Here is a 13,774-nt window from a genome sequence, read left to right on the forward strand (position 1 = left end):
TCATGCGCCACCCCCGCCGGTTCAGTACGACGGCACGCGCTCGCCCCGCAACACCTCGGCCTGCAGTGACGTCACGGTCGACAGGTCGACAGCGTTCCGTACGGCGGAGAGTGCCTTCGCGCCCTCGGTCCTGCCGATGATCGCCGCGCTGGAGTTGCGCAGGGACAGATCGCGGGTGACCTCGTCGCCCAGCGGCAGCACCTCCCCGCCCATCCCTATCCGGCCCTGCACCTCGTCGAGATTCCAGACGGTCGCGTCGGCCAGGTTCTGCGCGAAGAGATCCCGCAGCTGCATGTACGAGGACTCGACCCACTCGATATCGGTGCGCCTGGCGAACGCGCGCTCGGCGAGCATCCGCTGGTCCTCGGAGGTGTGGTCCACGGCGACCCGCAGGCCGGGCGCGTCGAGCGAGGCGCCCTCGCGCAGCAGCAGCCCGTGCGCTCCGACGTACGTGGCCGGGCCCAGGTCGGCGACCAGCTCCACCGGATACTCCTCGATCAGCCGGTCGGCGGCGAACCGCGAGAGAATCACGAGGTCGACCTTGCCTTCGAGCAGGGCGGTGGTCCGGGCGCCCGCGCCACGCATGAACGTGATCGCGAAGGGGGTGCCCGCCTCCTCGAAGGCCGCACGCAGGCCGGTGGCCAGGCCCTCGTAGCGGCGCGAGTAGGGGAGGGGCATCGCGGCGAGCAGGGTGCCGAGGCCGGAGAGGCGCCACAGTATGGAGCGCTCGGAGCGGACCAGGAAGGTGCCGAGGTGGCCGCGCGCGGCGGTCTCGATGGCGCCGGACTCCTCCAGGAGCCGCAGGGCGGCCTGAACCGTACCGTTTCCGCATCCCAGTTCCTCGGCGAAGTCGCGGATCCGGGGCAGCCGTGTGTCGGGCTCGTGGTTGAGCAGCAGGACCGCGAGCTGGCGGGCCGCGAGGCCGTTGCGCGTAAGGAAGCGCTCGTCGAAACCGTTCACGGATCGGACAGTAACCAGGATTCTGGATACTGGCAAGGGTCCCGGATGTGTGCGGTCATGGGCGGGAGGCGTGACGGCAGGAGGAGAGCAGGCGTGGCCAACCCCGTACCCCCGCGCGACCGCACCGACCAGCCGTGGCGCTCCGAGGGGGCCCCGCCTCCACAGCCCGCGAAGCCGCCCAGGAAGAAGATGCCGGGCGGCTGGGGCGGCCTCATTCTCACTGCCCTCATCGTCTACGTCATCGCCAACCTCGTGCTGTCGTTCTTCAACAAGGGCGACGAGCCGACGATCTCGTACACCGAGTTCAGCAAGCAGGTCGCCGACAACAACGTCACCAAGATCTACTCCAAGGGCGACGCGATCCAGGGCCAGCTCAAGAAGGAGCAGCCCACGCCCGGCGGCAGTGACAGCTCGAGCAAGAACTACACCAAGTTCAAGACTCAGCGGCCGTCCTTCGCGGACGACGACCTCTGGGCGAATCTGGAGAAGCACAACGTCACCGTGACGGCCTCACCGGTCGTCCAGGAGCGCAGCTTCCTCGCCAACCTCCTCATCTCGCTCGCCCCGATGTTCCTGCTCGTCGCGCTGTGGATCTTCATCTCGCGGCGGATGCGGCAGGGCATGGGCGGCGGCATGGCAGGAGGCATGCTCGGGCGCAAGCAGCCGCCCAAGCCGGTCGAGCTCGAGCCCGGCACGGAGCGCACCACGTTCGCGGACGTCGCCGGCATCGACGAGGTCCAGGGGGAACTCAGTGACGTCGTCGACTTCCTCAAGAACCCTGACGCCTACCGCGAGATGGGCGCGAAGATGCCCCGCGGCGTCCTCCTGTCGGGGCCGCCGGGAACCGGCAAGACGCTCCTGGCCCGGGCCGTCGCGGGCGAGGCCGGTGTCCCGTTCTTCTCCGCGTCCGCCTCCGAGTTCATCGAGATGATCGTCGGAGTCGGTGCCTCGCGCGTACGCGAACTCTTCGCGGAGGCCCGCAAGGTGGCGCCCTCGATCATCTTCATCGACGAGATCGACACCATCGGCCGGGCCCGCGGCGGCGGCTCCGCCATGGGTGGCCACGACGAACGCGAGCAGACCCTCAACCAGATCCTCACCGAGATGGACGGCTTCTCGGGGTCCGAGGGCGTCATCGTCATCGCGGCCACCAACCGCGCGGACGTCCTCGACCCGGCCCTCACCCGCCCCGGCCGCTTCGACCGCGTCGTGACGGTCAGCCCGCCCGACCGCGGCGGCCGCGAGGCGATCCTCAAGATCCACACCCGGCAGATCCCGCTCGCCCCGGACGTGGACCTGCTGCAGGTCGCCCGCACGACCCCGGGCATGACCGGCGCCGACCTCGCCAACCTCACCAACGAGGCCGCCCTCCTCGCCGTCAAACGCCAGCAGAGAGCCGTCACGCAGACCGACCTCTCCCAGGCGCTGGAAAAGGTCCAGCTCGGCGCCGAACGGCCCCTCGTCATGCCGGCCGAGGAGCGCCGCCGCACCGCCTACCACGAGAGCGGCCACGCCCTGCTCGGCATGCTCCAGCCCGGCGCCGACCCCGTCCGCAAGATCACCATCGTGCCGCGCGGCCGCGCGCTCGGCGTCACCCTCTCCACGCCCGACGCCGACAGATACGCCTACACGGAGGAGTACCTGCGGGGCCGCATCATCGGCGCGCTCGGCGGCATGGCGGCCGAACACGTCGTATACGGGGTCGTCACCACCGGCGCCGAGAACGACCTCGAACAGGTCACGAACATCGCGCGCGGCATGGTCGCCCGCTGGGGCATGAGCGACCGTATCGGCCGCCTCTCCGCCCTGCCGAGCGACGCCCAGCAGGCGTACGGGCTCTCCGCCGCGCCGCACACCCTCGACACCATCGACCACGAGATGCGCCGCATCGTCGACGAGTGCTACGAGGAGGCCTGCACCAAACTCCGCGACCACCGCGGCCAGTTGGACGCCCTGGCCGCGGCGCTCCTCGCGAACGAGACCCTCGACGAGGCGGAGGCCTACCGCGTCGCCGGCGTCATCCGCCTCACCAAGGACGAGGAGGCGCAGGGGACTCAGGGGATTCAGGGGACTCAGGACACGGACGGCCAGGAGACGGCGACGGACCAGTAATGCCCGTCACGGGGTGCGCGCGATCACGTAGCGGAACACGTTCGGCATCCACACCGTTCCGTCCCGCCGCTGATGCGGATGCAGCGCCTCCGTCATCTCCTTCTCGACCTGGGACCGGTCCGTCGCGCCGATCGCCGCGTCGAACAGCCCCGTCGACAGCAACCCGCGCACGGCGCTGTCCACGTCCGCGTAGCCGAACGGACAGGCGACCCGGCCGGAGCCGTCCGGCCTGAGCCCCGCCCGGTGTGTGACCTCCTCCAGGTCGTCGCGGAGCGCGGGCCGCCAACTGCCCGTACTGCGCAGCGGATCGGCGAGCTTCGTCGCGACCCGCAGGACCGACGACGTCGCGCACCGCTCCGGCGGACCCCAGCCGGCCAGCACCACGGGAGTACCCCGCTCGGCGAACGGCGACGCCGACTCCAGGAGCGCGCCGAGCCCCTCGGAGTCACCTGCCGTGCAGCCGATCGGCTGGAACGCGGTGATCAGGTTGTACGGCGGATCGTCCGGCTGTGCCGCGTCCTCAGGGCCCCCTTCGGTCAGTCGCGTGTCGCCACGCGCGCGCGTGCCCCGCGTCTCGCCCTGGAGACGCTCTCTGGCCAGTGCGAGACGCTCCGGCGCGGCCGCCTCGACGCCCGTGACCGCCGCGCCCCGCGACGCCGCCATCAAAAGGGCGAGCCCCGAGCCGCAGCCGAGGCCGAGAAGCCGGGTGCCGGCCCCATCGCCGACCTCCAGTCGTTCGTAGACCGCTTCGTAGAGCGGGACCAGCATCCGTTCCTGTATCTCCGCCCAGTCACGCGCGCGTGCGCACAGGTCCACGCGGGGCACGCGCCCCGCGTGGGGGAGGTGCCGCTGCACGAGCGTAGGTGTCATCGAAAGCGCCCCAATCCGCCGAGAGTTACTGCTGTGGCGTGTTCCTGCGGTTCGTCCCGCCCCGTACATGTGCGCTCGCAGTTCCCCCGTATGCCAGAGAACTCCGCATCCGTCGTCACGTCTAGGGGGTGTTCCCAAGGGCCTTCGGTCGCCGCGCGCGTCCCCGCGGTGCGCGGCCGTACGGGGGAAATTGCATTGCCATGCGGGCGTCATCGCGCCGTAGCATGCGCGCCATGGCCAAGACACCCGTTCTCACGCCTCAGGCCGAGGACTTCCCGCGCTGGTACCAGGACATCGTCAACAAGGCCGAACTGGCCGACAACGGTCCAGTGCGCGGCACGATGGTCATCCGACCGTACGGCTACGGCCTGTGGGAGCGGATGCAGCAGGACATGGACGCCCGCATCAAGGAGACGGGCACCCAGAACGCGTACTTCCCGCTCCTGATCCCGCAGTCGTACCTCCACAAGGAGGCCGAGCACGTCGAGGGGTTCGCGCCCGAACTCGCCGTGGTCACGCACGGCGGCGGCAAGGAGCTGGAAGAGCCCGCCGTCGTCCGCCCCACCTCCGAGATGATCATCAACGAGTACTTCGCGAAGTGGGTGCAGAGCTACCGCGACCTGCCCCTCCTCATCAACCAGTGGGCGAACGTCGTCCGCTGGGAACTGCGGCCCCGCCTCTTCCTGCGGACCACGGAGTTCCTCTGGCAGGAGGGCCACACCGCGCACGCCACGTACGAGGAGGCCCGCGACTTCGCGGCCCGCATCCACCGGCACGTGTACGCGGACTTCATGCAGGACGTCCTCGCGATGGACGTCGTCCTCGGCCGCAAGACCGCCGAGGAGCGCTTCGCCGGCGCCATCAACACCCTCACGCTCGAAGGCATGATGGGCGACGGCAAGGCCCTCCAGCTGGGCACCAGCCACGAACTCGGCCAGAACTTCGCCAGGGCCTTCCACACCCAGTACCTGTCCAAGGAGGGCAAGCAGGAGCTGGTCTGGCAGACCTCCTGGGGCTCGACCACCCGCATGATCGGTGCCCTCGTGATGATGCACGGCGACGACAACGGTCTGCGGATCCCGCCCCGGCTCGCCCCCACCCAGGTCGTGGTGCTCGCCATCAAGGGGGACGACGCCGTTCTGGCCAAGGTCCACGAGATCGGTGACGCCCTCAAGGCGGCGGGCATCCGCGTCCATGTCGACGACCGCACGGACACCCCGTTCGGCCGCCGAGCCGTCGACTGGGAACTCAAGGGAGTGCCCGTGCGCGTCGAGATCGGCCCGCGCGACCTCGAGAACGGCACGGCGGTGCTGGCCAGGCGCATCCCCGGCGGCAAGGAGCCGGTCGCCGTCGAGGCGCTCGCCGCACTGCTGCCCACCGTCCTCGAGGAGGACCAGGCGCTGCTCCTCAAGCAGGCCCGCGAGCGCCGTGAGTCCCGTACGACCGATGTGACGACGGTCGACGAGGCCGTCGAGGCCGCCACATCGGGCGGCTGGGCCCGCATCCCGTGGGCCACCCTCGGCGAGGCGGGCGAGGCCGAACTCGCCGAGCACTCCGTCTCCGTCCGGTGTCTGGTCACCGAGGACGGGGCGGTGCCGGACGCGGACGACGCGGCGGGTAACGTCGCCGTCGTGGCGCGCGCGTACTGAGCCACCGCACCTGCGAAGCGAGCGGCGCGAGAAGGCCGAAAGGCCCCTTGCGCATCAGAGGGACACAGTCGCCCCGGCGTGCGGACATCGTCTACGCGCCGGGGCGTACGTACGCCTACGCACCACCTTGGTGTGAGCTGTGAGGCTTCTCCGCAGATCAGCGCACCCGCCCTCGTCCGGACGCATGAGCGGCAACTGACTGGTACGTGCAAATTATTTGGGATGCCCCGGAATAGGAACACAGAGGCATCCCGGCTCGTTGTCACGACGTGAGCACGACACCACCTGTTCTCGCCGCAGAGCTGGCACAGGCGTGGGCCGACATTCAGCGGCACCACCCCGAGCTGCCAGATCTAGCCGCGCCCGAATCCCTGATCGGGGAGTCGTCGTCCGCCTGCGGACACGAGCTCTCCTTCGAGCGACTCCTCCATGAGGCAGTCCATGGCATCGCCGCCGCCCGAGGAGTACGCGACACCTCCCGCGCCGGCCGGTACCACAACCGCAGATTCCTCGCCATCGCCGAAGAGCTTGGCCTCGACCACCCCGAGGAGCCGCACCCCAGCAGCGGCTTCTCGCTGGTGACGCTCAACCCCGAGGCGAAGCAGCGTTACCGGCCGACGATCGAGCGGCTCAAGAACGCCCTCAAGGCGCACACTGTGGCCACGGCCGCGGACACCAAGCGCAGCTTCCGCGGCCCGGCCGCGCGGCACGGCTCCTCCGGGGGCGGCGTCCGCGTCAAGGCGGTCTGCGACTGCGGGCGCAATGTGCGCGTGGTGCCCTCGGTCCTCGCCCAGGCTCCGATCGTCTGCGGCGGCTGCGGCAAGCCGTTCCGCATCCCGGAGGCTGTCGGCGCGGGCGTCGGGTGATCTCCAGCTGATCTTCGGTGAGGGTGCGCGACCTGCTGCGGGGCGCCCAGACCGGATTCGGCCGCCCCGCCGGCGTATGGCACAATGGCTAGCTGTACTCGACAGCCGCACAGGAACCCTCTCGCCTCCGGCTGACGCGTCCATCGGGCACTCCGAGTACCGCAACCCCACGTGGCATCCCGTTGTGCCCAACCACGTCAAGACCAGGAGACACCACTCCAGTGGCAGTCAAGATCAAGCTGAAGCGTCTGGGCAAGATCCGTTCGCCTCACTACCGCATCGTCGTCGCCGACTCCCGTACCCGCCGTGACGGCCGGGCCATCGAGGAGATCGGCCTGTACCACCCGGTACAGAACCCCTCGCGCATCGAGGTCAACTCGGAGCGTGCCCAGTACTGGCTGTCCGTCGGCGCCCAGCCGACCGAGCCGGTCATGGCCATCCTGAAGCTCACCGGTGACTGGCAGAAGCACAAGGGCCTCCCGGCCCCCGCGCCGCTGCTCGTCGCGGAGCCCAAGGACAAGCGCGCCGCGTTCGAGGCCTTCTCCAAGGGTCTCGAGGGCGACGACGCCAAGGGTGAGGCCATCACCCCGAAGGCCAAGAAGGCTGACAAGAAGGCGGACGAGGCCCCGGCCGAGTCCACCGAGTCCACCGAGGCCTGAGCATGCTCGAGGAGGCTCTTGAGCACCTCGTGAAGGGCATCGTCGACAACCCCGACGATGTGCAGGTCGCCTCGCGCAACCTGCGCCGTGGGCGCGTACTCGAGGTCCGGGTGCACCCCGATGACCTCGGCAAGGTGATCGGCCGTAACGGCCGCACCGCGCGTGCCCTGCGTACCGTCGTGGGCGCCATCGGCGGCCGCGGTGTCCGCGTCGACCTCGTCGACGTGGACCAGGTTCGCTGAGCCGGACCAACGGTTCGGCGACAAATGAAGCACCGGCTCGGGCCGGGGAGGGCCTCAGGGCCGTCCCCGGCCCGTGGCCGTATGACAGGAGAGTTGTTCACGTGCAGCTGGTAGTCGCGCGCATCGGCCGCGCCCACGGCATCAAGGGCGAGGTCACCGTCGAGGTACGCACCGACGAGCCCGAGCTGCGGCTCGGCCCCGGTGCCGTGCTCGCCACCGACCCCGCCTCCGCGGGGCCGCTGACGATCGAGACCGGCCGCGTGCACAGCGGCCGCCTCCTGCTGCGCTTCGAGGGCGTACGCGGCCGTACGGCCGCAGAGGCCCTGCGCAACACGCTCCTGATCGCCGAGGTCGACCCGGAGGAGCTGCCGGAGGACGAGGACGAGTTCTACGACCACCAGCTGATGGACCTGGACGTGGTCACCACGGACGGTGTCGAGGTCGGCCGGATCACCGAGATCTCGCACCTGCCCTCGCAGGACCTGTTCATCGTGGAGCGCCCCGACGGCAGCGAGGTGATGATCCCCTTCGTCGAGGAGATCGTCACCGAGATCGACCTCGAGGAGCAGCGGGCGATCATCGACCCGCCGCCCGGTCTCATCGACGACCGTGCCGAGATCGCCTCCAGCCGCGACGCCGACGAGGGCTCTGACGAGGACTCAGGCAAGGGCTCCGAGGCGGGCGGCGCCTGATGCGGCTCGACGTCGTCACGATCTTCCCCGAGTACCTCGACCCGCTGAACGTCTCCCTCGTCGGCAAGGCCCGCGCGCGCGGGCAGCTCGACGTACGGGTGCACGACCTCAGGGAGTGGACGTACGACCGGCACAACACGGTCGACGACACCCCCTACGGCGGCGGCCCCGGCATGGTCATGAAGACCGGCCCCTGGGGCGACGCCCTCGACGACGTGCTCGCCGAAGGCTACGAGACCGGGTCCCACGGCCCCGCCCTCGTCGTCCCCACGCCCAGCGGACGCCCCTTCACCCAGGAGCTCGCCGTCGAGCTCTCCGAGCGCCCGTGGCTGGTCTTCACGCCCGCGCGCTACGAGGGCATCGACCGCCGCGTCATCGACGAGTACGCGACCCGGATGCCGGTCTACGAGGTCTCCATCGGCGACTACGTGCTCGCCGGCGGAGAGGCCGCCGTGCTCGTCGTCACGGAGGCCGTCGCGCGGCTGCTGCCCGGAGTCCTCGGCAACGCCGAGTCCCACCGGGACGACTCCTTCGCGCCCGGCGCCATGGCCAACCTCCTCGAAGGGCCCGTCTACACCAAGCCCCCCGAGTGGCGCGGACAGGGCATCCCTGACGTGCTGCTCAGCGGCCACCACGGCAAGATCGCGCGCTGGCGCAGGGACGAGGCGCTGCGGCGCACCACCCGCAACAGGCCCGATCTCGTGGAGCGTTGCGACCCCTCGGTCTTCGACAAGAAGGACCGCGAGATGCTCTCCATCCTGGGGTGGCGGCCGGGCCCGGACGGCCGATTTGGGCGAGACCCCGAAGCCGTGGAAGAATAGGCCGCTGCTGTACGTCCAGCGTGCGCCCCTGCCACAGGGGGAACGACGCCCGCCCGACGCGATCAGCTACCGAATCCTCATTTCGAAGACTCCCGCCGATGACCTGTGGCATCGGTGAAGAAAGCAGACGATCATGTCTCACCTGCTCGACTCCGTCGACAGCGCGTCGCTGCGCAGCGACATCCCGGCCTTCCGCCCGGGTGACACCGTCAACGTCCACGTCCGCGTCATCGAGGGCAACCGCTCCCGTGTGCAGCAGTTCAAGGGCGTAGTCATCCGCCGCCAGGGCGCCGGTGTCCGCGAGACCTTCACGGTCCGCAAGGTCTCCTTCTCCGTCGGCGTCGAGCGCACGTTCCCGGTGCACACCCCGATCGTCGAGAAGATCGAGCTCGTCACCCGCGGTGACGTGCGTCGCGCGAAGCTCTACTACCTGCGCGACCTGCGCGGCAAGGCCGCGAAGATCAAGGAGAAGCGCGACAACTGAGCTCGCGCACGGGGTCACAGCCGGGCCGGATAGCATCTGGCCTCGATGGACACCGAAGCACAGACAACGGAACGCGATCGCGCCTCCCAACCCTCCGTACACGAGGGCGAGGAGGAGCGGTCGCGTTTCGCGTTTGTGCCGTGGGCCGCGTCCTGGCTCCCCGGCGGCCGCCTGACCCTGTCGGCGCTGCTCTGCCTTGTTCTGCTGCTCCTGCTGAGCATCTTCGTGATGCAGCCCTTCCAGATCCCCAGCGGTTCCATGGAGCCCGCATTGAGGGTCGGGGACCGCGTTCTCGTAAACAAGTTGGCGTACCGTTTCGGTGCTGAGCCGCAGCGGGGCGACGTCGTGGTCTTCGACGGGACCGGGTACTTCGGTGACGCCGACTACATCAAGCGGGTCGTGGGCGTGGGGGGAGACCATGTGGTCTGCTGCGACAGCAAGGGGAGGATCGGGGTGAACGGCGAACCGGTGGACGAGAGTTCGTTCCTGTACCCCGGGAACACCCCCTCGAAGGTCCCCTTCGACCTCGTCGTGCCCGACGGCACCCTCTTCCTGCTCGGTGATCACCGGGGCGACTCCCGGGACTCACGCGACTACCTGGGCGCGCCCGGCGGCGGCATGGTCCCCGTGGGCGAAGTGATCGGCAGGGCCCAGTGGATCGCCTGGCCGACGGGCCACTGGGGCTCCCTGTCCCGTAACGACGTCTACGCGCGCGTGCCCGGACCCGGCGGTGCCCATGGGTAACCGCGGACGCTCCCACTCGCGCAGGGGCGGCGGCGACACCCGCCTGCCCACCGGGACGCGCCGCGCCGGTACCCCGCCACTGCCGGGCCGTGCCGAGCGGCGCAGGCTGGCGCGCAAGGTCAAGCGACGCCGGCAGCGCTCCGCGCTCAAGGAGATCCCGCTCCTCATAGGCGTGGCGCTGCTGATAGCGCTCGTCCTGAAGACGTTCCTCGTCCAGGCCTTCGTGATTCCGTCCGGCTCCATGGAGCAGACGATCAGGATCGGCGACCGGGTCCTGGTCGACAAGCTCACCCCGTGGTTCGGCGCGAAGCCGCACCGCGGCGACGTCGTCGTCTTCAAGGACCCCGGCAAGTGGCTGGAACAGGAACAGGGCGCGAAGAAGGACGCCCCCGTCGGCGTCAAACAGGTGAAAGAAGGCCTCACCTGGATCGGCCTTCTGCCCTCCGACGACGAGCGCGACCTCATCAAGAGGGTCATCGCGGTCGGCGGTGACACCGTCAAGTGCTGCGACAAGCAGGGCCGCGTGACGGTCAACGGGACGCCCCTGAACGAGCCGTACATCCACCCCGGAGACGTGCCGTCGAAGTTCGAGTTCGAGGTCAAGGTGCCCAAGGGGCGCCTGTTCGTGATGGGCGACCACCGCTCCAACTCGGCCGACTCGCGCTTCCACCGCACCGAGCCGTTCAGCGGCACCGTCTCGGAGAAGTCGGTCGTCGGCCGCGCCCGCGTCATCGCCTGGCCGGTCGGTCACTGGACCACGCTCCCGGAGCCGGACACCTACGCGACGGTGGCCGCCGCGCAGAACAGATCGGCCGCGGCCCGGCAACCGTCGCATAGGGTGGCCTCCGAGGATCTGAACGGATTGATCCCTCTCCCGAGCCCTGCGGAACTCCCGCTCGTTATGGGAGTGGTGGGCCTGCATCGCGTATGGGACGACAGGCAGCGGCACGGAGTGAGGAGTGGATGTGGGGGACTTGGCGGTCGGCGCACGGTCAGGGCAAGGGCCCGACGAGCAGCCCGGGCGATCCGACGACGGAGCGGCATCGGCCGCGACGGGCGCCGTGAACCTCGACAATGGCGCCGCGAACGGCGACGGGCACGGTGGTGGACGGGGCGACGGCCCTGGTGACGGCCACGGTGACGGCGGCAGGGCGGGAGGCCGGGCGAAGAAGCCCCGCTCCTTCTGGAAGGAGCTTCCGCTCCTGATCGTCATCGCGCTGGTCCTGGCGCTGGTGATCAAGACGTTCCTGGTGCAGGCGTTCTCGATTCCGTCGGCGTCGATGGAGAACACCCTGCAGATCGGCGACCGCGTGCTCGTCGACAAGCTGACGCCGTGGTTCGGCTCCGAGCCCGGGCGCGGCGAGGTCATCGTCTTCCACGACCCGGACGGCTGGCTCAGGGACGAGCCGACGGCCGAGCCGAATCCGGTGCAGCGCCTCCTCGGCTGGATCGGCCTGATGCCGTCCACCAACGAGAAGGACCTCATCAAGCGCGTCATCGGCGTCGGCGGCGACACGATCGAGTGCAACGGGACGGGCCCGCTCGAGGTCAACGGCAAGGCGCTGAACGAGCCGTACGTCTACCCGGGGAACACCCCGTGCAGCGACGACAATGTGGGCGGCAAGTTCAAGGTCACCGTACCCATTGGCAAAGTTTGGGTCATGGGTGACCACCGCCAGGACTCCATGGACTCCCGGTACCACCAGCAGGACAGCAACCAGGGCTTCGTGCCCGTGGACAACGTCGTGGGCCGCGCGATCGTGGTCGCCTGGCCGCCCACCCGCTGGACGACCCTGCCGGTGCCGGACACGTTCGACCAGCCGGGCCTCAGCGCGGCGATGGGAGCGGCTCCGGGCGCGCTCGGGCTCGCGGGCGCCGCACCACTCGTGCTGTGGCGCAGGCGTCGGCTTACCCAGGGGAACACCAGGGTTTCTGAGGCGAAGACCGCCGGGTAGGGTGCCGTCCCAGATCGCCGATCTTCCACGGCGAGTCTCCGAGGCGGGGAGCAACTGGGATGAGCAGGACACGTCGTACGGACGAGGGCCATGGCCGGCTCGGCAGCACGCTGTCGGGGTTGGCCGTGGCCCTCGGCTGTGTGCTGTTCCTGGGCGGGTTCGTGTGGGGCGCCATCGTGTACCAGCCGTACACCGTGCCCACCGAGTCGATGACGCCGACGATCGGCGCGGGCGACCGGGTCCTCGCGCAGCGGATCGACGGCAGTGAGGTCAAGCGCGGCGACGTCGTCGTCTTCACGGAGTCGGCGTGGGGCGACATGCCCATGGTCAAGCGCGTCGTCGGCATCGGCGGCGACAAGATCGCCTGCTGCGAGGCCGGCAAGCTGACCGTCAACGGCAAGGAGATTGCTGAACCGTATCTCCCCAAGGGGCAGGGCCCCTCGGCCACGGGCATCCCCACCACCACGGTCCCTGAGGGCCGCCTCTTCCTGCTCGGCGACGAGCGCAGCGGCTCTCTCGACTCCAGCGTCCACATCGGCGACTCCAGCCACGGAACGGTGCCGCGCACCGCCGTCGCCGCCCGGGTCGACGCCGTGGCCTGGCCGATGGACGGCATGCTCGCGCGACCCACCGGCTTCGAGACGCTGCCGGGCGGGCTCTCCCAGCCGGGTCCCCTGAAGCTGGTCCTGGCCGCCGTGGTCGCGGGCGCCGTGCTGGTGCTCGGCGGTGCCGCGTACGGGCCGATCGCCAAGCGCGCGAGCAAGGGCCGCGGCCGGTCGCGCGCGTCGGCGGGGGAGCGGGCCCTTGCGGGCTGAGCCTCCCGGGGCCGGCCGGGAGCTGCGGAAGGTCGCACGGGTCGTACTGCTCGATCCCGACGACCGCATTCTGCTGCTGCACGGGCACGAGCCGGGGGACACCGCCGACGACTGGTGGTTCACCCCGGGCGGCGGCCTGGAGGGCGACGAGACCCGTGAGCAGGCCGCGCTGCGCGAGCTCGCGGAGGAGACCGGCATCACGGACGTCGAGCTCGGCCCGGTCCTGTGGCGCCGCACCTGCTCCTTCCCGTTCGACGGGCGGCGCTGGGACCAGGACGAGTGGTACTTCCTGGCCCGTACGACGGCCGCGGTGGCCGGAGCGGAGATCGCCGGGGCGGGCCTGACCGAGCTGGAACGGCGCAGCGTCGCCGGAGCACGTTGGTGGACGTGCCGGGAACTGACCGAGGCACATGAGACGGTGTATCCGACCAGGCTCGCCGGGCTGCTGGAACGGCTGCTCGACGAGGGTCCCCCGAGTCGTCCCGAAGTCCTCGACACGGAAATCGTCTAGAGGCGTACGGGGCTGACGCACAATAGGGGGACGCACGGCTGAAGGGGAACATGCCATGAGCGCCGAGGACCTCGAGAAGTACGAGACCGAGATGGAGCTGAAGCTCTACCGGGAGTACCGCGACGTCGTCGGTCTGTTCAAATACGTGATCGAGACCGAACGGCGCTTCTATCTCACCAACGACTACGAGATGCAGGTGCACTCGGTCCAGGGTGAGGTTTTCTTCGAGGTATCCATGGCGGATGCCTGGGTGTGGGACATGTACAGGCCCGCACGGTTCGTGAAGCAGGTCCGTGTGCTCACGTTCAAGGACGTGAATATCGAGGAGCTGAACAAGAGCGATCTGGAGCTGCCGGGTGGGTGAGCCGGGGCTTCTGAGCGGGTGAGCCGGGGC

The 13,774-nt window shown here is 69.8% G+C and carries 16 protein-coding genes; 14 read left to right on the forward strand and 2 right to left on the reverse strand.

Annotated features, from left to right (window positions below; translation table 11 throughout):
* Positions 1-21 precede the first annotated feature (21 nt).
* The gene (yhfZ, locus tag CG723_RS21295; RefSeq protein WP_100595066.1) at positions 22-960 is read right to left on the reverse strand and encodes a GntR family transcriptional regulator YhfZ; all 939 of its coding nucleotides are present in this window, start codon (positions 958-960) and stop codon (positions 22-24) included.
* A gap of 93 nt (positions 961-1,053) precedes the next feature.
* On the opposite strand from yhfZ, the gene ftsH reads away from it, so the two are divergent.
* Positions 1,054-3,072 (forward strand): ATP-dependent zinc metalloprotease FtsH, encoded by a 2,019-nt coding sequence (gene ftsH / locus CG723_RS21300; protein ID WP_100595067.1) that lies wholly within the window; start codon positions 1,054-1,056, stop codon positions 3,070-3,072.
* A gap of 6 nt (positions 3,073-3,078) precedes the next feature.
* Here ftsH and CG723_RS21305 read toward each other — a convergent pair whose 3' ends face one another.
* Positions 3,079-3,942: an SAM-dependent methyltransferase gene (locus CG723_RS21305; protein WP_100595068.1), complete on the reverse strand. Its 864-nt coding sequence runs from the start codon at positions 3,940-3,942 to the stop codon at positions 3,079-3,081.
* Positions 3,943-4,175: 233 nt separating this feature from the next.
* On the opposite strand from CG723_RS21305, the gene proS reads away from it, so the two are divergent.
* The 13 genes from proS (at position 4,176) to CG723_RS21370 (ending at position 13,744) form a co-directional block, all read left to right on the forward strand.
* A complete protein-coding gene (gene proS, locus CG723_RS21310) occupies positions 4,176-5,591 on the forward strand; it encodes a proline--tRNA ligase (protein WP_100595069.1) in 1,416 nt (471 codons plus the stop codon).
* 269 nt (positions 5,592-5,860) lie between these two features.
* Positions 5,861-6,457, forward strand: a complete 597-nt coding sequence (locus CG723_RS21315) for a hypothetical protein (RefSeq protein WP_100595070.1) — start codon at positions 5,861-5,863, stop codon at positions 6,455-6,457.
* 221 nt (positions 6,458-6,678) lie between these two features.
* Positions 6,679-7,116: a 30S ribosomal protein S16 gene (rpsP, locus tag CG723_RS21320; RefSeq protein WP_100595071.1), complete on the forward strand. Its 438-nt coding sequence runs from the start codon at positions 6,679-6,681 to the stop codon at positions 7,114-7,116.
* A gap of 2 nt (positions 7,117-7,118) precedes the next feature.
* Entirely contained in the window at positions 7,119-7,358 is a 240-nt protein-coding gene (locus CG723_RS21325; protein ID WP_014176063.1) for an RNA-binding protein, read from the forward strand.
* 101 nt (positions 7,359-7,459) lie between these two features.
* The gene (gene rimM, locus CG723_RS21330; protein WP_100595072.1) at positions 7,460-8,050 is read left to right on the forward strand and encodes a ribosome maturation factor RimM; all 591 of its coding nucleotides are present in this window, start codon (positions 7,460-7,462) and stop codon (positions 8,048-8,050) included.
* Positions 8,050-8,871 carry a tRNA (guanosine(37)-N1)-methyltransferase TrmD gene (trmD, locus tag CG723_RS21335; RefSeq protein WP_100595073.1) on the forward strand — a complete coding sequence of 274 codons (822 nt, stop codon included), beginning with the start codon at positions 8,050-8,052 and terminating at the stop codon, positions 8,869-8,871. The genes rimM and trmD overlap by 1 nt, the downstream gene beginning before the upstream one ends.
* Positions 8,872-9,004: 133 nt before the next feature.
* Positions 9,005-9,355, forward strand: a complete 351-nt coding sequence (gene rplS / locus CG723_RS21340; RefSeq protein WP_054235359.1) for a 50S ribosomal protein L19 — start codon at positions 9,005-9,007, stop codon at positions 9,353-9,355.
* Positions 9,356-9,400: 45 nt separating this feature from the next.
* Complete coding sequence (lepB, locus tag CG723_RS21345; RefSeq protein ID WP_100595074.1) at positions 9,401-10,099, forward strand: signal peptidase I; 699 nt, start codon at positions 9,401-9,403, stop codon at positions 10,097-10,099.
* The gene (gene lepB / locus CG723_RS21350) at positions 10,092-11,228 is read left to right on the forward strand and encodes a signal peptidase I (protein ID WP_100595075.1); all 1,137 of its coding nucleotides are present in this window, start codon (positions 10,092-10,094) and stop codon (positions 11,226-11,228) included. Before lepB (CG723_RS21345) ends, lepB (CG723_RS21350) begins: the two co-directional genes overlap by 8 nt.
* Positions 11,161-12,054 (forward strand): signal peptidase I, encoded by an 894-nt coding sequence (gene lepB, locus CG723_RS21355; RefSeq protein WP_100595076.1) that lies wholly within the window; start codon positions 11,161-11,163, stop codon positions 12,052-12,054. The genes lepB (CG723_RS21350) and lepB (CG723_RS21355) overlap by 68 nt, the downstream gene beginning before the upstream one ends.
* 59 nt (positions 12,055-12,113) lie before the next feature.
* Complete coding sequence (lepB, locus tag CG723_RS21360) at positions 12,114-12,869, forward strand: signal peptidase I (protein ID WP_100595077.1); 756 nt, start codon at positions 12,114-12,116, stop codon at positions 12,867-12,869.
* The gene (locus CG723_RS21365; RefSeq protein ID WP_100595078.1) at positions 12,859-13,380 is read left to right on the forward strand and encodes an NUDIX hydrolase; all 522 of its coding nucleotides are present in this window, start codon (positions 12,859-12,861) and stop codon (positions 13,378-13,380) included. Before lepB (CG723_RS21360) ends, CG723_RS21365 begins: the two co-directional genes overlap by 11 nt.
* Positions 13,381-13,435: 55 nt before the next feature.
* The gene (locus CG723_RS21370) at positions 13,436-13,744 is read left to right on the forward strand and encodes a DUF2469 domain-containing protein (protein ID WP_003965949.1); all 309 of its coding nucleotides are present in this window, start codon (positions 13,436-13,438) and stop codon (positions 13,742-13,744) included.
* Positions 13,745-13,774: the final 30 nt, after the last annotated feature.

Origin of the sequence: Streptomyces sp. CB01635, assembly GCF_002803065.1 — a bacterium.
In the GTDB taxonomy this organism is placed as follows: domain Bacteria; phylum Actinomycetota; class Actinomycetes; order Streptomycetales; family Streptomycetaceae; genus Streptomyces.